General features: G+C 43.5%; 19 protein-coding genes. 11 read left to right on the top strand and 8 right to left on the bottom strand.

What is annotated here, in order from left to right; genetic code table 11:
- The first annotated feature begins 124 nt into the window (after positions 1-124).
- The 5 genes from KXD93_RS21570 (at position 125) to KXD93_RS21550 (ending at position 8526) form a co-directional block, all read left to right on the top strand.
- A complete protein-coding gene (locus KXD93_RS21570) occupies positions 125-2158 on the top strand; it encodes a kojibiose hydrolase (RefSeq protein WP_258139433.1) in 2034 nt (677 codons plus the stop codon).
- Positions 2159-2174: 16 nt separating this feature from the next.
- Positions 2175-3503, top strand: coding sequence for a vanadium-dependent haloperoxidase (locus KXD93_RS21565; protein WP_258139432.1), 1329 nt, complete (start codon positions 2175-2177; stop codon positions 3501-3503).
- Positions 3504-3575: 72 nt separating this feature from the next.
- Positions 3576-3989, top strand: a complete 414-nt coding sequence (locus KXD93_RS21560) for a response regulator (protein WP_258139431.1) — start codon at positions 3576-3578, stop codon at positions 3987-3989.
- 212 nt (positions 3990-4201) lie between these two features.
- Complete coding sequence (locus KXD93_RS21555; protein ID WP_258139430.1) at positions 4202-5962, top strand: alpha-L-rhamnosidase-related protein; 1761 nt, start codon at positions 4202-4204, stop codon at positions 5960-5962.
- Between the two features lie 98 nt (positions 5963-6060).
- Entirely contained in the window at positions 6061-8526 is a 2466-nt protein-coding gene (locus KXD93_RS21550; RefSeq protein ID WP_258139429.1) for a glutaminase family protein, read from the top strand.
- Positions 8527-8680: 154 nt separating this feature from the next.
- Here KXD93_RS21550 and KXD93_RS21545 read toward each other — a convergent pair whose 3' ends face one another.
- The 5 genes from KXD93_RS21545 to KXD93_RS21525 form a co-directional block, all read right to left on the bottom strand.
- Positions 8681-9967: an MFS transporter gene (locus KXD93_RS21545; RefSeq protein WP_258139428.1), complete on the bottom strand. Its 1287-nt coding sequence runs from the start codon at positions 9965-9967 to the stop codon at positions 8681-8683.
- Between the two features lie 5 nt (positions 9968-9972).
- Positions 9973-10194 (bottom strand): hypothetical protein, encoded by a 222-nt coding sequence (locus KXD93_RS21540; RefSeq protein ID WP_258139427.1) that lies wholly within the window; start codon positions 10192-10194, stop codon positions 9973-9975.
- A gap of 100 nt (positions 10195-10294) precedes the next feature.
- Positions 10295-10885: a TetR/AcrR family transcriptional regulator gene (locus KXD93_RS21535; RefSeq protein WP_258139426.1), complete on the bottom strand. Its 591-nt coding sequence runs from the start codon at positions 10883-10885 to the stop codon at positions 10295-10297.
- Positions 10886-10991: 106 nt separating this feature from the next.
- A complete protein-coding gene (locus KXD93_RS21530) occupies positions 10992-11384 on the bottom strand; it encodes an MmcQ/YjbR family DNA-binding protein (RefSeq protein WP_258139425.1) in 393 nt (130 codons plus the stop codon).
- 141 nt (positions 11385-11525) lie between these two features.
- Complete coding sequence (locus KXD93_RS21525; RefSeq protein WP_258139424.1) at positions 11526-12623, bottom strand: serine hydrolase domain-containing protein; 1098 nt, start codon at positions 12621-12623, stop codon at positions 11526-11528.
- Positions 12624-12735: 112 nt separating this feature from the next.
- On the opposite strand from KXD93_RS21525, the gene KXD93_RS21520 reads away from it, so the two are divergent.
- The 6 genes from KXD93_RS21520 to KXD93_RS21495 all read left to right on the top strand — a co-directional run bounded on the left by KXD93_RS21520 (position 12736) and on the right by KXD93_RS21495 (position 20033).
- Positions 12736-13509 (top strand): DNA-formamidopyrimidine glycosylase family protein, encoded by a 774-nt coding sequence (locus KXD93_RS21520; RefSeq protein ID WP_258139423.1) that lies wholly within the window; start codon positions 12736-12738, stop codon positions 13507-13509.
- 129 nt (positions 13510-13638) lie between these two features.
- On the top strand, positions 13639-16671 hold the full coding sequence (locus KXD93_RS21515) for a glycosyl hydrolase (RefSeq protein ID WP_258139422.1): 3033 nt from the start codon (positions 13639-13641) through the stop codon (positions 16669-16671).
- Positions 16672-16683: 12 nt separating this feature from the next.
- Entirely contained in the window at positions 16684-18123 is a 1440-nt protein-coding gene (locus KXD93_RS21510; protein WP_258139421.1) for an arabinose isomerase, read from the top strand.
- Between the two features lie 19 nt (positions 18124-18142).
- Positions 18143-18457 (top strand): L-rhamnose mutarotase, encoded by a 315-nt coding sequence (rhaM, locus tag KXD93_RS21505; RefSeq protein WP_258139419.1) that lies wholly within the window; start codon positions 18143-18145, stop codon positions 18455-18457.
- Between the two features lie 176 nt (positions 18458-18633).
- A complete protein-coding gene (locus tag KXD93_RS21500; RefSeq protein WP_258139418.1) occupies positions 18634-19389 on the top strand; it encodes an SDR family oxidoreductase in 756 nt (251 codons plus the stop codon).
- Between the two features lie 62 nt (positions 19390-19451).
- Positions 19452-20033, top strand: a complete 582-nt coding sequence (locus tag KXD93_RS21495) for a TetR/AcrR family transcriptional regulator (protein WP_258139417.1) — start codon at positions 19452-19454, stop codon at positions 20031-20033.
- Between the two features lie 3 nt (positions 20034-20036).
- On the opposite strand, the gene KXD93_RS21490 is transcribed toward KXD93_RS21495, so the two are convergent.
- Genes KXD93_RS21490 through KXD93_RS21480 form a run of 3 tightly spaced genes read right to left on the bottom strand, consistent with a single transcriptional unit; the run spans position 20037 to position 23386 of the window.
- Complete coding sequence (locus KXD93_RS21490) at positions 20037-21755, bottom strand: STN and carboxypeptidase regulatory-like domain-containing protein (RefSeq protein ID WP_258139416.1); 1719 nt, start codon at positions 21753-21755, stop codon at positions 20037-20039.
- A 6-nt stretch (positions 21756-21761) separates the two neighbouring features.
- Positions 21762-22736 carry a FecR family protein gene (locus KXD93_RS21485; RefSeq protein ID WP_258139415.1) on the bottom strand — a complete coding sequence of 325 codons (975 nt, stop codon included), beginning with the start codon at positions 22734-22736 and terminating at the stop codon, positions 21762-21764.
- Positions 22733-23386 carry an RNA polymerase sigma-70 factor gene (locus KXD93_RS21480; RefSeq protein ID WP_258139414.1) on the bottom strand — a complete coding sequence of 218 codons (654 nt, stop codon included), beginning with the start codon at positions 23384-23386 and terminating at the stop codon, positions 22733-22735. The genes KXD93_RS21485 and KXD93_RS21480 overlap by 4 nt, the downstream gene beginning before the upstream one ends.
- Between the last annotated feature and the right edge of the window lie 114 nt (positions 23387-23500).

Genomic DNA, 23500 nt, shown 5'->3' with positions numbered 1-23500 from the left:
AACCATTATTAAACCCTGCTTCTCCGCAGCTGATTATTTGATTATTAGACCCCTGATTTTTTAAACAGGACGCCTGATTGATTATACAACAGTTTGAGACGGCGCGAACTATAAAGATGTGCGAATGAAAAAACTTATCCTTATCATAACCTGTATTTCGGCGTGTTTAAGCAGTTATTCGCAAACCCCGGATGGATGGATAATTAAGGCAGATCACATCGATCCGGCAAATTACTATGGCATTACTGTAGCCAACGGGATGATCGGGATAGTATCATCACCCGAACCTTTTAAAGTAAAGAACGTGGTATTGGCAGGTGCCTATGATCTATATGGCCGCGGACGCGTAAGCAACTTCCTCAACAGCTTTAACCTGTTAAATATGTATCTCGAAATTGACGGGAAGCGCATAGAGGCCGGCAACATCACTAATTTTAAGCAGCAACTGGATATGCAGCACGCTGCATTTACAACCACCTTTGATTACGGCGATGCCGCATCGGTAAAATACACCTATTATTCTTTGCGCCATTTGCCTTTTACTGTTTTGATGGATATCTCCATCACGGCAAAAAAGGCGATAACTATTACTGCAGCCAGCATAATGGAAGCACCTGATGCTTTAAAGGACGTACAGAATTATTATAACGAGATTGACAGGCCGCATGTAACGGTAAGCCTGCTAACCTCCACGGCAAAAAGCCCCACGGGTAAATTGCAATTGTGCGCATCAAATACATTTTTATTTAATGAGCTGCATGGCCAGGAACCAAGGGTGATCCACGAGATGTGGGATAACAACATGCACCTGATGAAGTTTACCAAAGCTATCCCGGCAGGGCAAACCTGGCAATATGCTGTTGCGGGTTCATCCATAACATCAGCACATGATGCCGACCCACTGAACCAGGCCGAACGTTTAACCATGTTTGCCAAATTGGAGGGGCGGGAACGTTTGATAAAATACCACGAGCAGGCTTGGGATGAGCTATGGAAAAGTGATATTAAAATTGAGGGTGACCCGCAAGCGCAGCAGGATGTACACAGCATGTTGTATCACCTATATTCTTTTTCGCGAGAGGGCACTGCATACTCGCCATCGCCCATGGGTCTTTCAGGATTAGGCTATAATGGTCACGTATTTTGGGATGCCGACCTTTGGATGTACCCGGCCTTGTTGGTGCTGCACCCGGAGATTGCAAAATCGCTGGTTGAATACCGCTTTCAGCGCCTGGCGGTGGCAAAGCAGAATGCATTTTCGCACGGTTATAAGGGCGCTATGTTTCCTTGGGAAAGCGCCGACAGTGGGGTAGAGGAAACACCGGTTTGGGCATTAAGCGGTCCGTTTGAACATCATATAACTGCCTGCGTGGCTTTGGCCGCGTGGAACTATTATTGCGTTACGCAGGATAAGCAATGGCTGTTAGAAAAAGGCTGGCCGATCCTGAGTGCCACTGCCGATTTTTGGGCAAGCCGCGTGGAACGCAACGGCCCCGGCCATTATGATATAAAGGACGTTGTTGCTGCCGATGAATGGGCGGAGAACGTTGACAACGATGCCTTTACAAATGCCGCTGCTAAAGCCAATTTGCAAAATGCTGCCGCAGCCGCAAAACTTTTAGGGCTTAACGCAAATGCTGATTGGGCACTGGTGGCACAGAACATACCTATTGCAAAATTTGACGACGGTGTAACCAAGGAATTTGACACCTATAAAGGCGAGGGTATTAAACAGGCCGATGTAAACCTGTTGGCCTATCCACTAAAGACCATCACAGACGCGGCCCGGGTAAAAAAGGATTTGGAGTACTACGAAACCCGTGTACCTAACCAGGGCACACCTGCCATGACGCAGGCGATATTTACTTTGCTGTACGCGCGGCTTGGAAATGGGGATAAAGCATATCACTTTTTTAAGGATGCTTATGAGCCAAATTTAAACCCGCCGTTCAGGGTGATTGCAGAGACAAAGGGCGGCACCAATCCCTATTTTGCAACCGGGGCAGGGGGTATTATTCAAAGCTTGTTGATGGGCTTTGGTGGATTGGATATTACGCCAACCGGGATAACGCAGGTAAAAAGCAAGTTGCCATCCAACTGGAAATCTTTGACCATAACAGGCGTTGGTGTTGAGAAGAAGACATACGTTATTAAGTAGCTAATTTTTATAGAATATGAAGTTTTTCAAATTATTGTTTTTGCTGGTATGTGTTTTGTTTGTTTCCGCGTGTAAAAAGCCGGACTATCAAAAGATCCTTCACGACCCGGAATTATATAGCAGTACCGTTCATGAGCTAAACAGCGTGGTGATGGGGAATAATTTTTCGCCCGTTGTGGCGTCCCGTAATTACGCTTACGCCAATATTGCGGCTTACGAGGTAATGGCCGCCGGTTACCCTAAAAAATTCAATTCGTTATGCGGGCAATTGAATGGTTTTAAATCAGTAGCAAAACCATTGCCTGGCGAACAAATAGATTTTGAATATGCTGCTTTGCAGGCATTTTGCCATGTTGGCGGGGCAGTTACCTTTCCGGAGGGAAGTATGAAGTATTATACCGATAGCCTGCACAAGCTGGCGGTTGATCATGGCATGTCAAGCGATATGGTAAGCGGATCAGAAGCTTACGCAAATCGGGTTGGCATGTCGGTTATGAAGTGGAGCAAGGGCGACAATTATTTAAAAACCCGTAGCTCATCAAAGTATTCGGTGAAGGATATTCCCGGTAGATGGGTCCCAACACCGCCATCATATGCAGCCGCTGTTGAACCGCATTGGTCCGAGATTCGCACAATGGTAATGAAGGATGCCAACCAATTTGACGTTGCGCCGCCACCGGCTTTTAACGTTACTGATAAAACAAGTAAGTATTACCAGGAAGTAATGATGATAATGAATGCAGGCAATAAATTAGACCCGGAGCAGACTCATATCGCCGATTTTTGGGATGATAATCCCGGCAAGCTAAATGTGCTGGGCCACGTGATGTTTATTACAAAGAAATTCTCGCCCCCGGGACATTGGATGAGTGTAACCGGTATTGCGGCAGGGCAGGCCAAAGCAGATTTCCCAACAACCGTATACGCCTTTGCAAAAACTTCCATCGCATTGTTTGACGCCTTTATTGAATGTTGGGCCGCCAAGTTTAAATACGCTACGGTAAGGCCGGAAACGGTTATCGACAGGTATTTTGATAAAGACTGGCGTCCGCACCTGCAAACCCCGCCATTCCCGGAATACACTTGTGGGCACTGTACCATCTCGGCTTCAGCCGCTGAAGTACTGACCGATATTTTCGGTGATAATATAGCTTACAAGGACACTTCTGAACTTGAATTTGGCATCAAAAGTCGTTCATTCAAGTCTTTCCGGCAGGCGGCTGATGAAACATCATTATCGCGATTTTATGGCGGTATTCACTTTCGTAATTCAACCATAGTGTCATCAGGTTATGGGAAAACGGTAGGTGATAGTGTTGTCTTAAGTTTGCATATGAAGAAATGAAAATAAATTTTATTATCTTCAGAATCTCTAGTGATAAATTATTGAATAACACCCATATAAAGACCTATAACTATGCAGAATAAGGCAATTAATGTTTTATTAGTTGATGACGATAACCTTAATAATTTAATTTCAACAAAGTATATAAAAAAATTCTTTGTCAATTCAAACATTACGTCGTGTTTAAACGGAAAAATCGCTATTGATTTAATAACGGAAACAAAAGCCAGGCAGCCGGCTTTTGTTTATGATTATATTTTACTGGACCTGAATATGCCTGTAATGAATGGCTGGGAGTTTTTGGATAACTACCGATATTTGGCAACCGATGCCAATGAAAAGCCCAGAATTTTTCTTCTCACATCTTCCGTCCACGACGAAGATATCAAAAGGGCAAGCCGTTATCCATTTGTAAAGGATTACGTGGTGAAACCATTGTTTTCGGACAAGATTTGCAAGATATTTAACCTGATAGAAGCTCAGTAGCTTTAAAATTTTTTGCCGCTTTTTAGATGGAAAATCGGTAATTAAATACCAGGAAAAGCAGGAACTAAGCACTTTCACCCTCGTGGAAGCGCTCTTTATTTATTTCCATCGATAAACCATAGTACCCGCCGGTAAGACAGTACATGACGGGCAAAGTCAACGTGTTGATTATGTTTACCCACTTGTAAACAAAAATTCCGTTTAAATAACCTATGCAAAAATTTATCCTGTTTATTTTTATCGTGCTGGTAGTAAATACAGCCGAAGCTCAACTACCGCCTGTTTTTTCAAAAGGCAGAGCTGCTCAGTCGCGCACGGAAGCCACGGTGCGTCGTTATTTACCACCGGTAAAAATTGAATGGGAGTCGGAAAATGCTGCAACCAATATCGTTAATGCAAAACAACTATTGCAACCAGGTATTGGCCAGGCTGATCTTTCAGGAAGTAATCTTTGCATCCTGAAAAGTAATGACAAGGGTAAGGCAGGCATTTTATTTGATTTTGGAAAAGAATTACAAGGAGGCTTGCAAATAATAACCGATCAATCGCGCGGCGGTAAACCGATTCGTGTTCGTCTTCGTTTCGGTGAATCAGTTGCCGAAGCAATGTCTGACGTTGCCGATACAGCGAAGAATGCCACCAACGATCACGCCATGCGTGATTACATTGTTTCGGTACCATGGTTGGGTAAACTTGAAATTGGCAATACCGGGTTCAGGTTTGTGCGGATGGATTTGGTGGATGATAATGTTGAGCTTAAGCTGAAGGAAGTAAACGCAATTTTTGTGTTTAGGGATATCCCATATCTCGGCTCGTTTAATTGCAGCGATACTTTGCTCAATAAGATCTGGATGACGGGTGCTTATACCGTTCACCTCAATATGCAGGATTACCTGTGGGACGGCATCAAACGCGACCGCCTGGTGTGGGTAGGGGATATGCACCCGGAAACATCAACCATAGCTGCTGTTTTTGGTGATAACGATGTAGTTCCAAAAAGCCTGGATGAAGCCCGTGATATTACACCGTATCCCGGGTATATGGCCGGCATGGTATCGTACTCCATGTGGTGGATAATTATTCAGCACGACTGGTATATGCATAACGGTAACCTGAGTTATTTAAAGCAACAAAAAAGCTACCTCGCAAAACTACTTGGTCAGCTTAGTGAAAAAATAGATAAAAACGACAGCGAAATACTTGATGGCGGCAACCGCTTCCTCGACTGGCCCTCGTCGCCAAACGTAAAAGGGATCCATGCCGGTTTACAGGGCATGCTGATCATCACCCTAAATGATGGAGCCGAATTAAGTGATATCTTAAAAGACCCGGCTACAGCAAAAAAATGCAGGGCCGTTGTAGCGCGCTTAATAAAAAATGTTCCTGATGCTAACGGATCAAAACAGGCAGCCGCGTTGATGGGATTGGCGGGATTGATATCGCCCGAAAAAGCAAATAGTATTATATCTGCAAATGGCGTACATGACTTCTCCACCTATTTTGGCTACTACATGCTGCAGGCTAAAGCAAAAGCCGGCGATTACCAGGGTGCTATGGATGCTATAAAAAACTTTTGGGGCCCAATGTTAAGCCTGGGCGCAACAACCTTTTGGGAGGATTTTAATATCGACTGGCTACCCAATGCATCGAGGATAGATGAATTGGTGCCGGAGGGGAAAATAGATATCCATAGCAAATATGGTGCGTTCTGTTATAAAGGTTTCCGGCATAGTTTGGCGCATGGCTGGGCCTCAGGGCCAACACCATGGCTTACGGAGCACGTGCTTGGAATTAAAGTTCTGGCCCCGGGCTGTAAGGTTATAAAAATAGAACCGCATCTTGGCAACTTAACCTTTGCTGAAGGTACTTTCCCTACGCCTTACGGCGTTTTAAAAGTAAAACACGCAAAAATGCCTAATGGGAAAATAAAAACAACTGTGCACGCGCCTGCGGGTGTGAAAATTGTAAGTTAGTTTTAGGTCGATAATCTTGAGTCGGTATGCCCCTATTATGCCGGAATGTTTTTTTATGTAGTTTTGACCGTACCTAGTTATAACAATACATCTAAATTATGAATAAATTTACCAAGTACGCTTGCCTGGTTTTATTGGCAGCAACAAATTATTCAGCATCTGCGCAGGCAACAAAAGCGCCGGCTTATCCGCTGATCACACACAGCACCTATTTCAGTGTTTGGTCGTTTAGCGACGAGCTGAACCAATCTACAACCCATCATTGGACAGGCAAGGATCAGTCATTGATCGGGCTGATAAAAGTTGATGGTGATGTTTATCGCTTTATGGGTAAGGAACCTGTGGCCTATAAGATCTTGGTGCCCGCAGCCGACGAAGCAGCATATACCTGCAAGTACATTACCTTAATTCCCGGTGACGGCTGGACAGGCTTAAAATATGACGACAGCGCATGGAAGAACGGAAAGGCGCCATTTAGCGACGATAAGGACAGGGCTGGAACATTGTGGACCAGCAAGGCGGTTTGGATGCGCCGTGTTTTTACATACAGCAAAAAGGAAGTAAACAAACTTTACCTGAAACTGCACCATGATGATGATGCAGAGATCTATTTAAATGGAGAGAAGATCTATACCGCAAGCGGAGCAAACGGTGACTTACAATATTTCCCCATGAGCGATGATGTGGTTGCCAAACTGAAGGATGGCGAAAACGTTTTGGCAATGCATTGTACCAATACAGGTGGCGCTGCGTGGCTGGATGCCGGTTTTTCTGATGAGATAAAACCAACTGACCATGCAGAACTAAAGCTTGCAAAACAAACAAGCGTTAAAATGAACGCTACACAAACCATCTACAATTTTAAGTGCGGTGCAGCTGATTTAAAATTAACCTTTACCTCTCCTTTGTTGCTGAATGATTTGAATATCCTGGCGAGGCCGGTATCATACATCGCATACAGCGTAAAATCCAACGATGGCAAACAGCATGATGTTAAAGTGTTTTTCAGCGCTTCGGCGGATATTGCACGCAATACTATATCTCAGCCAGTAACTGCTAAAAAATATGCATCTGGTAATTTGTCCATTCTAAAGGCAGGTACAGTTGAGCAACCCATCCTGCAAAAAAAGGGAGATGACTTACGGATAGATTGGGGCTATATGTACGTGGCCGTTCCAAAGTCTTTTAATTCATCGCAATACATAAGCTCGGGAACTGAAATGGTGAACAGCTTTTTCAAAGGCGAAACACAATCAACCGTAAAACAGGGAACCGATGTGGTTCTAAATACCGTGATTCCGTTTGGATCGGTTGGCAAGGCTGCAGTTGAAAAATTTGTTGAAATGGGTTACGATGAAATTAAGCCGATTCAATATTTCCACACCAATTTAAAGCCCTGGTGGCAAACTGCCCAAACCAAAACCATTGAACAGGTATTGGCAAAAGCTGCAGTCGATTATCCTTCCCTGTTAAAAAGATGCGACGCTTTTAACGTGTCAATGTATAAAGACGCGGTAAAGGCAGGCGGCGAAAAATATGCAAAACTGTGTGTGATGGCTTATCGCCAAAGTATAGCGGCACATGCGTTGGTAAAGAGTCCGCAGGGTAAATTGCTATGGCTTTCAAAGGAGAATTTCAGTGGTGGGTTTATCAATACGGTTGATGTAACTTATCCATCAGCTCCGTTATATCTATTGTACAACCCTAAGTTATTGGAAGGCATGTTGAACGGAATCTTCTATTTTAGTGAGAGTGGCAAGTTTCAAAGGGGATATGCTGCACATGATCTGGGTACCTACCCGCTGGCAAACGGACAACAATACGGCGAAGGCATGCCGGTTGAGGAATCGGGCAATATGATCTCGCTGGTGGCGGCAATAGCCAAAGCCGAAGGCAACGCAAATTATGCAAAACAACACTGGCTAATATTAAGCAAATGGGTTAATTACCTGGTAGAGGAAGGTTTTGATCCTAAGAACCAGCTTTGTACCGATGATTTTGCTGGTCACCTGGCACGTAACACCAACTTGTCGGTAAAGGCCATAGTGGGTATTGCCTGCTATGCTAAGCTAGCTGCGCAATTGAACGAACCCGGGGCTGCCAAGTATAAGAAAATTGCAAAGGATATGGCCGAACGCTGGGCTTTAATGGCTCGGGATGAGGACCATTACACCCTGACATTTGATAACAAAGGCAGCTGGAGCCAGAAGTACAACATGGTTTGGGATAAAATTTTAAGGCTTGATCTTTTCCCACAATCAGTTTATGATCGCGAGGTTAAGTTCTATCTAACTAAACAAAATGAGTTCGGCCTACCTTTAGATAGCCGTAAAACTTATACCAAAAGCGACTGGATCATGTGGACCGCTACCCTTGCGAAGGACAAAGCCGACTTTGAAGCTTTAGCAAACCCTGTGTATAAATTTGCCACAGAAACACCGACCCGTGTACCCTTGAGCGATTGGCACGAAACTACTAATGGGAAACAAGTTGGCTTCCAGGCCCGCAGTGTGGTAGGCGGATATTTTATAAAGATGCTGGAACAAAAATGGGGTAAAAAATAAAATAACAAATTAGAAAAGCTCCGTGACCTTTGAGTCTTCCTTTGAGTCCTCTGTGGTAAAAATATTACCACAGAGGACACTGAGAAAACACGGAGAGCACGGAGCCTTTATGTTTTAAATGGCCCTGAAATTTAAAGCGACAAGAAAGACTTCTTTAATATCCCTCACTAATCACCACATCATCCTGTTTAATTGGCGCAGGATGATCCTTTATCTTCCTGTTGATCATTTTGCTTACACGGCTCATTAGTAAAATACTGCATATCGAAATCCCGACTATTACATAACCCACTGTATCGTAATGCTGCAGCGGACTACCCTTACTCTGCTGAACAACAATCATCCCTGCAACCGCAGCGGCTACGCCACCTGCAATTTGCTGCAGGGACGCGTTAATGCTCATGAAGGCACCCCTATCTTCCATTTCAGGAACAGCGCTGGTTAACGCAGAAGAAGGGATCATCCTGCTCATTACACCCATCATTAGCAAAATATTAAATACTACTACCAGCCAGAATGGCGTTACCGAAAGATTGGTATATAATATGCACATCCCCATCGTCCAAACAGAAGCTGCGGCAAATAATTTAAACTTGCTGATCTTATCGCTTAAGCGGCCTATTAAGGGCATTATTAATAAAGAGCTCACTCCTGAGATCATGAATAGAATTGGCAGTTGCTGATTGGTTACGTGCAGGTTGTTAATAGCAAACGCACTGCCAAACGGCATCATCATAAAACCACCGATGGAAAGCAACGCAGTAGCCGCAAAGCCAATGCGGTAATCAGGTTTTGAAACTGTATGCCATAAATGCAGAAATGCTGACCGGTCATGCTGAACCAGTAAATGTGCGGTAACAGGTTTTAATCTTAACATGATAACTATGGCGATAACGCCGGCAAGTGCAGCGGTTAAAAAGAAGGGGATTTCCCAGCCAAAATGGTTTGCCAGATATAACCCTATTGGAATACCTAACACCTGGCTTGCGCCAAATCCCATCTGGATAAAACCCATAACCCGGCCGCGTTGCTGTAAGGCGAACAGATCAGTAATAATGGCCATGGAGATGGAGCCGATAACACCACCAAACAAACCGGTGATGATCCTTGCTGCCAATAGCAGGGGATAGGTGTTTGACATTCCACATAGTACGGTACCAGCAATAAATCCCAGGTAAAAGAATAGCAACAGTTTTTTACGGTCGAATTTGTCCGCAAAGCCCGCTGTAAGCAGCCCGGAGATCCCTGCGCTAAAGGCGTAGGCCGAAACGGCAATACCGAACGCCGATGGCTTAAGGCTCATGGATTTCATCAGCATATCTCCTAATGGCGACATGATCATAAAATCAAGGATTACCGTAAACTGGGTAAGGGCCAGTATAAGTATTACCAGCTTTTGATAACCGGTAAATGGTATGATTTCTTGTTGTTGTGGTTTCATTTTTTTTAAATTAATTCACAGCATTCGTAGCCGTGCCGGTTTAGTAATAGAATGATAGATGCATGATTTAAGGTACGTGATATTACCCTTAAAACATAATCACAGTCATCCAGGTCAAGGTTCCATTCTTCAATCCCGTCCTGTTGCATCAGGCATTGCAGCATAAGTTTGTCGGCACCTGTGCTGCAATTTGTTTTAAATAATAATATATGATCAAATTTCTTCATTAATAAATAAATATTCACTTACTTAATAGTGCAAAAAATATTTTGTTAAGCTTTCTCCTTTTTTTCCTAATCTCTGTTCTCTAATCTCCAGCCTCTAACACTAATTCTTCAGCGCCTTCACCACCAGGTTGAACGTTGCCCACAGTATTTTGTCAGACATCGCAAATGGCTTTCCTCCTACACTATATCCCTCATTGTGAAAACGGATCAGGGAATAAAGCGGCGCGTACGCAACCGACCAAAAAGCTTCAAAGGGCATTTCATTAACTTCCCCCCGTTCATGCACATTGTGCATAAAATTACCTATGGCTGTTTCAAAATTGGTTTTGAAGGTTTCCATAAACTGTGCATGGTAACTTGAGCTCCTTAACTGGTCAAAAAATACACCCAAATGAGGATTTTCCATCATGTGTTTGTAGCGATTTTTCCATTGTACCCGCAATCCATCTTCAAAGGATGCATTTTCATCAAAATCCTCAAGCATTATTTTGGCCATTCGCAGCCCTTCTTCCCGGGCTATTGAAATGATCAGATCATCGCGATCCTTGTAATAGATATAAAGCGTGGCAACCGAAATTTTACATGCTTTTGCCAGCTTATTCATGCTGAACCCTTCCATGCCATCTTTTACAATACATTCAATAGCCTTTTGCTTTACCAGCTGTTCCTTGTCAATATCTCTTGTACGCATTATCTTAATTACGGAACAAATATAAATGAATATTCATTTAGTTATATAATATTTTTTATTTTTTTGATAAGACGGGTGCTCGAACAATACAATAAACCTTAAACAGTTAATCCTTTTTATATTCGTCAACTAGCTTTTTGGGTGCCCGGCTATACCAGGCAGCGACTAATAATTTGCTAAGATCACCAGGCGAAACCGTTTCAAGCGCTACCAGCATGAAATCGGTATTAAGGTAATGATCGGTAACAAAAAAGGTTACCGGATCGGTATCCATCCATTTGTCGCGTTCAATGCATTGTATTACAAGTGTTTCACAATCTTCCTTCAGCCTGCAAAATATTTTTTTGTTGACGTAAAACGCAGGTGTGCTATAACAGGGTTTTTCAGTAACGCCCGGCAGATCATTTAATACATTGCGGATAAACGCTAAATAAACCACAACCTGCGGTTCTATTAACTTTTGGAAAACATTATACCGCCAATGATGCCTGTTGTTCATTTAATTGTTAATTGATCCCTAATTTACAAGTTTCGGGTGCCAGGTGTTTAATTTATCACCATAACAAATAACGGTTACTTATTTGGACAGCAAGCATCAATTTCATGAAGGGTAAGGACTAGGTCATACCAGGAAGAATTCTTAATAATTGATGATCGCTTTCAATTTTCCCCAGAGTTCGTTATCAAAGTCCGATCCGGCGGGTTTTACCCCGCCGGCGGTATTTCCCATACGAATAATCACCAGGTTTTGTGATGGCACTACATAGATCTTCTGGTCGTTTTTTCCAAGTGCGGCATAAAGATCAGCAGGTGCGTTAGGGATAATAGAACCGGGAAATACAATTTGCGATTGCGGGAGCATGTTGCTGCTTTTGCCATTTAGCCAGGTTAAGTAACCATAGCTTAAATTTAAACTTTGTGAGGTATTTACCTGGCTTTTGAAATAGTTGGTATCAGTTAAAATTGTAGTCGCATCCCATTTGCCTTTGTTCAGCATTAACAAGCCAAACCTTGCCATGCTGCGGGCGTTGCTGTAAAATATATTGTTTGAGTTTGGGGTTTTTACCCATGTCCCGGTCATGCCGATCCTGTTCCTGATCTTTTGCTGAAAGTAGGTGTTATATGATAATCCGGTTGCTTTTTCAACTACCGCGTCTAACAAGGTATAAGCGGCGTTATGATAAGCCCAGCGTGTTCCGGCATTAGCTTTAAAAACAAGACAGCCTGGTAAAGTGCAATCCGGATCCGTTACGCCATCATCTAAACCGGTTGTCATGGTCAATTGATTTTTTATTGTGATTAGGTTCTCCTGAGTCAAAGTTTCTGACGTCCATCCGGTACCAAGGTATTTTGAGGTTCGGTCATCAATATTTACTAAACCTTCCTGTTGTGCGATGCCAACTAAGAAACCGGTCATGGTTTTACCTGCGGATGCCCAATACCAAAGGCTGTCGGTAGTAAATGTTCCGAAATATTTTTCAGTAACGATCTTCCCGTTCTTCAGAATGATAAAAGCTTTGGTGCCCTTGCTTTGCAGGTATGGATAAAGGTTGTTTAAATTCGTCTCATTCCATCCTAGAGATGCGACAGTTGTTGTGGCCCAGGTATTGCTGCCAAGCGGTGGGAAATACAAGGGTTGGTTACTGGTAACCACAGGTGCGGGTGTACTGCTTTTTTTACAGGATAATAGTAGTGTAAAGCTTATAAGGACAAAAAGGCAGGGGTAAATTTTTTTCATAAGGCGTTATACGTTTTTTTATTTGGAAGGTTGATAACCCCAAAAGGTTTAATATTGGCATAAAATAAAACCAATCAGTACTTTAGCAGTTTTACAGATAAAATGTAATACCATGCCAGAATTACCCGACCTACAGGTTTTTAGCCATAATCTCACCAAATTATTTAAGGGAAAACAACTCGAGAAAATTGAATTTAAGGTAGCGCAGAAACTAAACGTGCCCGAAAAACAGGTAAAAGATATACTTGAAGGGCAGGTTCTTAACAAGGTTGTTCGCGTGGGCAAAGAATTGCAATTCGAGTTTGACAACGGGCATATATTGGCCACTCACCTGATGTTACATGGCCAACTTTTTCAATTCGACAAAAATAACGAGCATAAATTCACCATTGTTGAAATGTTGTTTGAGGGTGAGAAAGGCCTTGCGCTTACCGATTTTCAAAAGGCAGCCACACCGACTCTCGATCCTGAAAAACTGGATACGCCGGATGCGTTGGATTTTGATGAACAGTATTTGATACAAAAGTTTAGCGCCACGCGCACGCCTGTTAAAACTGTGCTAATGGATCAAAAAGTTTTGCGGGGTATTGGCAATGCTTACGCAGATGAAATTCTGTATGATGCAAAGCTATCGCCATTTTCTGCTTCCAACAAAATTCCTGAAAGCAAAATAAAAGAACTGGCAAAATCCATCAAAAGAATCTTGGAGGACTCAGAAAAGTATATCCTTAAAAATAACCCGGATATCATTAGCGGCGAATTCAGGGATTTTATGTTGGTTCATCAACCTAAAAAGAAGGAAACCCCTGCCGGCGAAACCATTCACCAAAAACCGGTTGGCTCACGAAAGACTTATTATACGGATGTGCAGGAATTGTTTAGTTAAGCGGTAATTAAGCTCCACGAATGGAATAAGAAGCTTACAAAAGCATATCAAAAACTATAAAACAAATATCAAATTAGCTATACAAGTGGAATGGTATTGAAATAGATTTGTATATCCTGTTTTTAAACCATGCATTACAACAAATTATGGCTCCGGCTTTTTATGGCCGCCTTTTTAATTGGCTCTTATATGTGCACCGCAGAATTTGCATTTGCGCAGCTTGTCAATTTAAAAAAGGGGTTTCTTAATCCTCCTGCCAGCGCAAAGCCGGGTGTATACTGGTACTTTATGGATGGTAACATGACAGCCGCATCCATTACAAAGGATCTGGAAGCCATGAAAAAGGCTGGTATTGGTAATTTGATATTCCTTGAAGTAAACGTTGGTATCCCGCGTGGTAAAGTTGATTTTTTGAGTGATGAATGGCAGGAACTTTTTAAGCACGCGGTTAAGGAATCTGAACGACTTGGTATTGAGATAACTTTAGGAATAGGACCCGGATGGACCGGTAGCGGCGGGCCCTGGGTGCCGGCAAATCAATCCATGCAGCACTTGGTTTCAAGCGCTATAAACATACAAGGCGGCAGCGATCAAAAAATCACTCTGCCCATACCGGCCCCAATGAAACCTTACTTTGGCGAAGGTGCTTTTACCCCGGAGCTAAAAAAGCAATGGAATGATTTTTATGAAGATGTTGCAGTATTGGCCTATCCAACGCCAACTGCGAATAAAAAAATCGAAGATATTGATGAAAAGGCTTTATACTACCGCGCACCGTACTCGTCGGTAAAGGACGTGAAGCAGTATTTACCATCGTTGCCTGTATACGAGCAGTTGCCGCCGGAAGCTATCATCCACAAAAATAAAATAATTGATCTTACCAATAAATTGCAAAAAGACGGAACACTGAGCTGGAAGGTGCCTCCAGGCAATTGGACGATTGTGAGATTTGGAAAACGCAATAACGGTGCTATTACCCGCCCCGCGCCTGTCCCCGGCTTAGGCTTCGAATCGGATAAGTTTGATACGGTTGCCTTAAACGCACACCTGGATAATTATGTTGGCCGCCTGATCAGGAAGACCGGTAAGCCGGATAGCAAAAAAGCAGGTGGCCTGAAACGTCTGCACATGGACAGCTGGGAAATGGGCTCGCAAAACTGGACCTCACATTTCCGCGCTGAATTTATAAAGCGTAGAGGATATGATCCCTTGCCATTTTACCCGGTATATGCAGGCAACGTTGTAGAAAGCCTGGAGATCAGCGAGCGCTTTTTGTGGGATCTGCGCCAAACATCACAAGAATTGGTCTTGGAATATCATGCCGGACAAGTAAAAAAATACGGACACCGGAATGGACTAGGGTTATCTATTGAGCCTTATGATATGAACCCAACTGCTGATTTGGAACTCGGTAATATTGCCGATGTACCAATGGCTGAATTTTGGAGCAAAGGATTGGGCTTTAACTCTTCGTTCAGTTGTTTTGAAGCGACTTCAATTGCACACGTAAACGGTAAATCATTGGTTCCGGCAGAAACCTTTACCGCGCAGGATAACGAGGGCTGGAAACAGTATCCCGGATCAATGAAAAACCAGGGCGACTGGGCCTTCGCAAACGGCATCAACCGGTTTACCTTCCATACATTTCAAAACCAGGTATTGGCCGATTCTTTAAGGCCCGGGATGACCATGGGCCCTTACGGTGTTCATTGGGACCGTAACCAAACCTGGTGGCCAATGGTTGGCGCGTATCATGAATATGTGTCGCGCTGCTCCTATCTTTTACAACAAGGCAATACCGTTGCCGATGTTTTGTACCTCACGCCCGAAGGGTCTCCGCATGTTTTCAGGCCGCCATTTTCGGCAATAGACGGTGATGTAGTTATCCCCGACAGGAAGGGTTATAATTTTGACGGATGCGCGCCAGGACAATTGTATAAAGCAATTGTGAAAAATGGCAGGATAGTTTTCCCCGGCGGAGCAAGTTACCGGATCATGGTGCTGCCCGCTGTAAAGACAATGACACCAGATTTATTACAAAAGATAGGTCAGTTGGTTAAGGACGGTGCGGTAGTAGTTGGTGCACCACCGGTAAAATCGCCGGGCTTATCTGGCTACCCGGCTTGTGATAATAAGGTAATCGCGTTAGCAAAAGCAATATGGGGCGCTAACCTGCAAACAGACAAGCAAACGACCCATGCTTATGGCAAAGGAAAAGTGATTTGGGGCGGCGAGCTTGAAGAACAAATTGATAACCTGTACCCTAAGTATGAACTTACTGCTGCCCTGCTAAAAGCAATGGATGTTAAACCCGATTTCGAAACTGATGGACAACTCAGGTATACACACCGAACCTCTGCAGATTGGGATATATATTTTGTATCCAACCGTACCGATGGATCACTAAAAACAAATGCTATTTTTAGGAGTACTAAGGGAGCGCCACAGCTTTGGAATGCTATAACAGGAGAAATCAGGAATTTGCCGGAATATAAAGTGAACGGCACACAAACAACCATCCCGATGCAGTTTGATGCTTATGAAAGTTTTTTTGTGGTGTTTGCAAAAAGAAATATCGTACCGAAATCAACGCAGCAAAACTTCCCGATGGTAAACGCAACGAGTACACTGGATGGTCCGTGGGAGGTATCATTTGATCCGAAGTGGGGGGGGCCTGCAAACATCGCTTTTGATAAGTTGCAGGACTGGACTCAAAGGACTGAAGAGGGGATAAAGTATTATTCGGGCACTGCGGTTTACAAGAAAGAGTTTGATTTGCCGGAAAATGTAAGTTTAGGCAAAACGTCAATATACCTCGATCTGGGTGAGGTGCACGATATGGCAAGGGTAAAACTTAATGGTAAAGACCTGGGCATTGTGTGGACAGCGCCATGGCGGGTGAATATTGCCAGCGCCGGTTTGCAAAAGCATAATAAGCTGGAGATTGAAGTTATCAACCGCTGGCCAAACCGGCTTACGGGCGACTCAAAATATCCCGACGATGGTATTAAAGATGAGACCTGGCCCGAGTGGATTGTTAAGGGCTTGCCGCGCCACAGCAAACGCTTAACTTTTGCCACCTATAATTTTTACGATGAGAAATCTCCGCTATTAAAATCGGGGCTGGTTGGGCCGGTTACCATACAATATAGCAAACGTTAACCAATATAAATAATGGAAGATAGTTTTAAACCCGGGTTAAAGGTTGGCCTTTTTGGGATAGGCCTGCAGGCCTACTGGGAACAGTTTGAGGGCCTGGAACAGCGCCTTACGGGTTACGTTGAAGTAGTAGGCGAACGACTGAAAAGCTACGGTGCCGAAATAGTAAACCTGGGTTTGGTTGACACTCCCGAAAAAGCATTTGAATCGGGCAGCCGGTTCCGCAGGGAAGAGGTTGACCTGATATTTTTATATGTTACAACTTATGCGCTTTCGTCCACCGTTTTGCCGGTTGTAAGCAGGGCCAAAGTCCCCGTGATTGTTTTGAACCTGGTGCCGGAAGCTGCAATAGATTACACGGTTTTCAATAATATGGAAGACCGCAGAGCCATGACCGGCGAATGGCTTGCCTTTTGTTCTGCTTGCCCGGTGCCCGAGATTGCCAGCGTTTTTAACCGTTCGAAGATTCCATTTTACCAAATTACCGGAATGTTGCATAATGATCCTACAGTTTGGAACGAGGTTGAGGAATGGATTGCTGCGGCAAAGGTAGCGCATACCATGTATTATAACCGGCTTGGCGTAATGGGGAGTTATTATGGGGGGATGCTCGATATCTATTCAAACCTTACGCTTCACCTGGCAACCTTTGGCGGCCATATCGAGATCATTGAAGTTGATGAGCTTTCAGGCATCAGGGAAGATGTAAAAGAAGAAGAAATTACAGAAAAGATCAACAGATTTAATGAGCAGTTTGACGTACAGCCCGATTGTTCTGATGCCGAAATTAAGCGTGCTGCTGTTACTTCCGTTGCGCTTGATAAATTGGTAGCAAAACACAAGCTTGGCTCGCTGGCCTACTTCCACAGAGGGACAGGCAACCCGCAGAACTTAGATGCCATGACTTCGGTTATCTTGGGCACCTCATTACTTACTGCCAATAACATTCCGGTTGCTGGCGAGTACGAAGTGAAGAACGCCCAGGCCATGAAGATAATGGACAGCTTTGGTGCCGGCGGATCATTTACCGAATATTATGCAATGGACTTTACAGAAGACGTTGTATTGATGGGGCATGATGGACCCTGTCACCCGGCGATTGCCGAAGGAAAAATAAAGGTAAAACCATTACAGGTATATCATGGCAAGGTTGGCAACGGGTTATCCGTCGAGATGTCGGTTAAGCATGGCCCGGTTACTTTGCTTTCAGTTGTTGAAACAGTAGATGGTAAATTACAATTGCTCGTCGCTGAAGCGGAATCTGTAGCGGGACCGATACTGGAGATAGGTAACACCAATAGCCGTTACCGTTTCCCGATAGGGGCGAGGGGCTTTGTGGAAGCGTGGAACTCATACGGACCGGCGCACCATTGTGCAGTAGGGCGCGGCCATATTGCCTCGAAAATAGAAAAATTAGGAAAGCTGCTGGGGATTCAATACATTAAGGTTTGTTAACCAATTATTAAGCCCGACAATGGAAAAAATTGCCTTTAAAATGAAGCTAAAACCAGGCTTTAGAGATGAGTATCTTAAAAGGCACAACGAGATCTGGCCCGAATTACAGCAGCTACTAAAGACAAATGGCATCAGCGACTACAGCATCTTTTTCGATGAGGAAACCAATATATTATTCGCTGTTCAAAAACTAGACAGTACAACCGCTGCTCAAAATTTAAGTGCAGAACCTATAATGAGAACCTGGTGGGATTATATGGCAGACATTTCGGAGGTGAACCCGGATAACTCTCCTATAGTAGTACCGTTGGAAAAGGTTTTTCATTTGGAATAGGGTCGACAAACCCGTAAACACATCAACGAACTTTTTCATTTATCATCCCAAAGTAATTAAAGATTTTTTATTTGAAACGATCGTTTCAAAATGTCTACATTTGATCCATCAAAACAAAAGTAAAACAACAAATAATTTTGAAACGATTGTTTCAGATAAATTAAACAACAATTGAAATGATAAACTTAACAAACAAAGTTGCCGTAGTTACAGGTGGTAATAGCGGTATCGGTTATGCATCAGCAAAAGAATTGGCCGCACAAGGCGCTAAAGTAATTATCACAGGCCGTAATAAAGCGTCGGTAGAAAAAGCTGCCGGAGAACTTGGGGTAACCGGTATAGTGTCCGATCAGGGGAGCCTTGAGCAAATAGATAATTTAGTAGCCCAGGTAAAGGAGAAATTCGGTAAGGTTGACGTGTTATTTTTAAATGCAGGCGTTGCTAATTTTAGCCCGGTTGAAACGGCTACCGAATCACACTATGATACCATAATGGACCTTAATGTAAAAGGCGTTTATTTCACCGTTCAAAAATTCATCCCGATATTAAATGATGGTGCTTCTGTTATCTTCAACACTTCTGTAAACGCAGTGTTGGGCATGCCCGACAGTGGTGTTTATTCGGCAAGCAAAGCTGCGATCATCTCATTAAACAGGGTTTTGGCACGTGAGCTTTCTCCTCGTCAGATCCGTGTTAACGCTGTATCTCCCGGTCCGGTTGCTACACCTTTATATGGCAAGATTGGTTTAAGTGAAGAAGAAGTGAATGGCTTTGGGACTGTGCTTGGGCAAAGGATCCTGCTTAAACGTTTTGGTAAACCGGAAGAGATTGCCAATGTGGTAAGATTCCTTGCTTCTGATGATGCCTCATTTATCACCGGTACCGAAATTACGGTTGATGGCGGCCTTACCGTTAATGCTGTTATATATTAATCATTTTTATACTGATCTGGAACAATTGTTTCAGATCAGTAGTTTTGTCTGAAATTATTACTATGGCACGTCCGAAAGAGTTTGATGAAGATGAGTTGCTTGAAAAGGCAGTGAACTTGTTCTGGAAAAAGGGGTACCATGCCACATCTGCACAGGATTTGGTTGACGCATTAGGTATAAATCGTTCAAGCCTTTACAATACCTATACCGACAAAAAAACGCTTTTCACAAAATCATTAAAGCAATACCAGCTAAAGCAAACCAATGCAATGATTGCCATGCTGGGCAAGGCTGATGACGCAAAAAAGGTACTAAAGCAGATCTTTACTGACTTAATACAGGAAAGTGCGGACGATACGTTTTTGAAAGGCTGCTTTATGGTAAACACTGCCGTTGAGCTTGCCGGGATAGACGCCGAAATTGGCGACATAGTAAACAAAAACAACAAAAGTGTTGAAGATGCCCTAACCAAAATAATAGAAAAAGGCCAGCATGATGGCCAGTTCTCGACGAAAAACGACGCACGCACCTATGCCCGTTTTATTTTTGGAAACATCACCGCCATAAAAGTGGCGGCCCGTTCAGGAACGCCTAAAGAGACGTTGGAAGATATGGCCGAAATAGCTTTATCTGCTTTAAAATAATTGCTAAAATATACTGATCCCCACTGTCCAGCCTATCCAGCGGGAATATTTGGGATTATTTGTTGGATGATGATTAGCTTGATTGGCAACAAAGGCATAACCGCTAACCGGATTTTTTTGATCGGTATAATAAAAATTAAGCGATGGCCCGGCCATAATACTGAACGAACGGCTCAGCTTAATATTTACGGTTTCATCCAACCGGTAAAGCAGGTTCAGGTACCTGCCATTACCCTGGTTTAAATAGCGTACTGTAGCCTCAGTATTAAAGGCAAGAAATTTAAATACCGGAAGCTCATTGCCATAACCCCAGCCATAAGCAAATAATTTATTTTTTGAGGAGAAGTTTGCGCCTGCAATAAACACATTATACAACCATGGCGTGCCTGTTTTGTACAGCAGGGTAAGGTCCGTTGTTTCGTTAGTGGTTGCTACAAGTTTATGATAGCCATTTCGTACCAAATTAATAAACCCGATGCTAACGCCCGAAGACGTGTCGGACGCATTAATAAAGCCAAGTTGTATCCCCCTCAGATTCTGCGCGTAGTTGAATAAGCCACTTAGTTGTACCCCGTCGAATTTCTTTTCGGCTATATTCATTTCTCCAAACTGAACACCCGACACATTGCCATGGGCAATGTTAAGCGCCGCAACCTGTACGCCGTCTAATTTATTTGATTCATTAAATCCAACAGCCATTTGAACGCCACTTACATTGCCGTTAACAGTATTGAAGGCGCCACCAAACTGGAAAGCGCTTACGTCGGTTAGTACTTCATTAAACACACCCCCGATCTGTACGCCTTCAACAGAACCGCCAACGGTGTTGAATAGTACGCCCAACTGAAATGATTTAACATTGCTTTTATCAAGGTTAAAGATGCCTATTTCGGTGCCATCCACACCGGCATTATAACCACCGATAAGGTTAAGCGAAATGGCGTTGACCACCTGCCCGCTCAATGAACCATGGGTGCTTAAGCCGGGCACCAACGACGCCTGGAATGGCGCCTGCGTTATAAGCCCGCCAAGGTTTAGCGACTGGATTTTTTGTTTGGACGATACAAACAGTTTCCCAACTCCGGTTGCCTCCAACTTTGATAAATCGCCGGCCTGGTAATGAAAATTATTACTTTTAGTTTTTGGGTTGACATCTGTAACCTTAATATCCGATAAAAAAGTAACCGATGTATCCCGGTAATTCTCCTTACTTACTGTTAAGGTTACCGGCTGGTTTTCGCTTTTTACCCTGATCTCGAAATGGCCGCCGGCATCAGTTAAAGCCGATTCAAGTGTGCGGCCGCAATAAACGCTGGCGTTTTCCAGTTTCTGACCATTACGCTCATTAACAATATAACCGCTTACCGTGCACGCCTGGTCTTCATTTAAAAATTTATCGGTAACAAGGGATAATTGGTATGGAGCGTAACGTAATATCACATAGTTTCCAGCCTCGCGATACTCGAACCGGTTGCTCAATAGTTGATTCAACGCCTCCCTTACGGTTTGGTTGGCTACGTGAATATTTACCAGGCTATCCTTTGCAATCAGGTTGCTGTTATAACTGAAGTTGAATTTGCCCCGTTCTTCCATCAGCTGCAAAACGCTGCCGAGTCGCTGGCCATTTACATTCATGGTGATGGAGCGATTTAGTACCGGTTGCGCGAAGCAGGGTGCCAATGCAACGGAAAACAGGAGTATAAGCAATCCCTTGAAACGCATTTGCAGCTATTTTAAGAGGATTTGATCGCCACTTTTTTCAACCTTTATTTTAAAGGTTTCGGCAATAACGTTTAACACTTGCTGTAGCGATTGTCCTTTAAAGGTAGTTGTTATGGGCAAGTTATCCAGTTGTTTATTGTCGATCAGGATGTGGCTGTTATAAACCTGGTTCAGCTTATCGACCAATTCATGTAAGGGAGTTTGGGCGCAGACAAGTGCGTTTGTCATGTAATAATTATAAAGGCTGCCCCTGGTTTCCTGTACCACCAGATCGGCAGTATGTTCATCTGCAATTACCTTTTGGCCCGGATGCAGCAGCACCTCTTTGCCGTTTGCCTTAACTTTTACAATACCGGTTTCAACTATCACTTCTGTTTTGCCTTTAATGTTCCTTACATTAAATGACGTACCAACCACGCTAACCGTTGCAGTATTTATTTTTATTATGAAGGGTTTTGTTTTATCGTGCGTGATTTTGAAGAACGCTTCCCCGCTCAATTGTACCAATCGATGGCTGCCGCGGAAATGATTTGGGTAGATGAGTTGCGAACCGTTATTTAATGTTACTGATGAGCCGTCAGGTAAATTTTGCGTCAGTGCCGCAGTACTGTTATTGCTGGCGATTTTGGTGCTATAGTATTGATTGTATGCAAAATAACCAACAACGCTAATCAACAGTATCGATGCCGCAATTTTTAACCATGTAAACTTCGGCACAGGTTTTAAAGCCGGCGTTTGTTGCTCATCATTTTTGTCAATACGGTTTTGCAGGCGCAGCCAGGCTCCATCTTCATCAGGTTGATTAACCGATGCAATGCGCTCACTTTCCTGCCAGATCAGTTTAAAATCGGCATAATATTTCCTGTTGGCTTCATTTTGATTGATCCATAGCTCCGCCTCCCGGCTTTCGCCGGCATCGGCTTCACCGAGCAGGTATTTTACCAGCAGATCATCCATCATATTTTCGTTATCTGCGCTCATTTATATAGCCATGCAATTATGTACAAAACAACGGGCAAAAATTCGGCAAGTTTTGTTCTTAAAACCTTTAATGCCTTACCCATTTGGTTCTCCACCGTTTTTACCGACAGGTTAAGCTGATCCGCAATTTCCCTGTATTTTAAATTTTCGAACCGGCTCATCTGGAAAATTATCCGGCACTGCTGTGGCAATTCATTCAATGCCTGTTGAATATGGCCATCCAGCTCCGCGGTCATAACCTTTTCTGAAGCCTCACCGCCGATTTGCTCTTCGCTATTATTGTAATGCACCCGGAAGGCCGTCCGCGTTTTTTGGTGCTTCAAATAGTTAACGCTTTCGTTGTGTACTGCCCTGTACAGGTATGCCTTTATCGAACCATCCGGGTTGAGCTGATCCCGCTTTTCCCAAATACGGCAAAAAACATTCTGAACAATTTCTTCCGCCTGTTCATCATCCTTCATAAATGTATAAGCATAAGCGTGCAGGCTTTTAAAATACTCCCTGAATATTTTTTCAAACGCCCGCCCGTCTCCTTCCTTAATTAAATTAATAACAGTGCGTTCGCTGTACTCCACTTTAAAAGGTTGATTATACCTTTCAAAGATAATGGCTTTCATCATATTTGGCGTATAACCCATCTTCGTTTTCACCAGGCATTCTTTAGGGACAGATCAGCTTGTATTGCCCCGCAGGATGACTGGTGAAAAATAATATAAAACTTTTGTCATTGCGAGCGTAGCGCGGCAACCTCGTAGCTAAGCAGG

Source organism: Mucilaginibacter phenanthrenivorans (assembly GCF_024721155.1).
GTDB classification, from domain to species: domain Bacteria; phylum Bacteroidota; class Bacteroidia; order Sphingobacteriales; family Sphingobacteriaceae; genus Mucilaginibacter; species Mucilaginibacter phenanthrenivorans.
This window is presented reverse-complemented; position numbering and strand designations above follow the sequence as displayed.

What these genes read in the sequence shown, in the direction of transcription:
- KXD93_RS21495 (WP_258139417.1), top strand. Translation starts at nt 19,452, where the DNA reads ATGGCACGTCCGAAAGAGTTTGATGAAGATGAGTTGCTTGAAAAGGCA.
- rhaM (WP_258139419.1), top strand. Translation starts at nt 18,143, where the DNA reads ATGGAAAAAATTGCCTTTAAAATGAAGCTAAAACCAGGCTTTAGAGAT.
- KXD93_RS21485 (WP_258139415.1), bottom strand. Translation starts at nt 22,736, where the DNA reads ATGAGCGCAGATAACGAAAATATGATGGATGATCTGCTGGTAAAATAC.
- KXD93_RS21570 (WP_258139433.1), top strand. Translation starts at nt 125, where the DNA reads ATGAAAAAACTTATCCTTATCATAACCTGTATTTCGGCGTGTTTAAGC.
- KXD93_RS21520 (WP_258139423.1), top strand. Translation starts at nt 12,736, where the DNA reads ATGCCAGAATTACCCGACCTACAGGTTTTTAGCCATAATCTCACCAAA.
- KXD93_RS21560 (WP_258139431.1), top strand. Translation starts at nt 3,576, where the DNA reads ATGCAGAATAAGGCAATTAATGTTTTATTAGTTGATGACGATAACCTT.
- KXD93_RS21530 (WP_258139425.1), bottom strand. Translation starts at nt 11,384, where the DNA reads ATGAACAACAGGCATCATTGGCGGTATAATGTTTTCCAAAAGTTAATA.
- KXD93_RS21545 (WP_258139428.1), bottom strand. Translation starts at nt 9,967, where the DNA reads ATGAAACCACAACAACAAGAAATCATACCATTTACCGGTTATCAAAAG.
- KXD93_RS21550 (WP_258139429.1), top strand. Translation starts at nt 6,061, where the DNA reads ATGAATAAATTTACCAAGTACGCTTGCCTGGTTTTATTGGCAGCAACA.
- KXD93_RS21490 (WP_258139416.1), bottom strand. Translation starts at nt 21,755, where the DNA reads ATGCGTTTCAAGGGATTGCTTATACTCCTGTTTTCCGTTGCATTGGCA.
- KXD93_RS21525 (WP_258139424.1), bottom strand. Translation starts at nt 12,623, where the DNA reads ATGAAAAAAATTTACCCCTGCCTTTTTGTCCTTATAAGCTTTACACTA.
- KXD93_RS21540 (WP_258139427.1), bottom strand. Translation starts at nt 10,194, where the DNA reads ATGAAGAAATTTGATCATATATTATTATTTAAAACAAATTGCAGCACA.
- KXD93_RS21515 (WP_258139422.1), top strand. Translation starts at nt 13,639, where the DNA reads ATGCATTACAACAAATTATGGCTCCGGCTTTTTATGGCCGCCTTTTTA.
- KXD93_RS21510 (WP_258139421.1), top strand. Translation starts at nt 16,684, where the DNA reads ATGGAAGATAGTTTTAAACCCGGGTTAAAGGTTGGCCTTTTTGGGATA.
- KXD93_RS21500 (WP_258139418.1), top strand. Translation starts at nt 18,634, where the DNA reads ATGATAAACTTAACAAACAAAGTTGCCGTAGTTACAGGTGGTAATAGC.
- KXD93_RS21565 (WP_258139432.1), top strand. Translation starts at nt 2,175, where the DNA reads ATGAAGTTTTTCAAATTATTGTTTTTGCTGGTATGTGTTTTGTTTGTT.
- KXD93_RS21535 (WP_258139426.1), bottom strand. Translation starts at nt 10,885, where the DNA reads ATGCGTACAAGAGATATTGACAAGGAACAGCTGGTAAAGCAAAAGGCT.
- KXD93_RS21555 (WP_258139430.1), top strand. Translation starts at nt 4,202, where the DNA reads ATGCAAAAATTTATCCTGTTTATTTTTATCGTGCTGGTAGTAAATACA.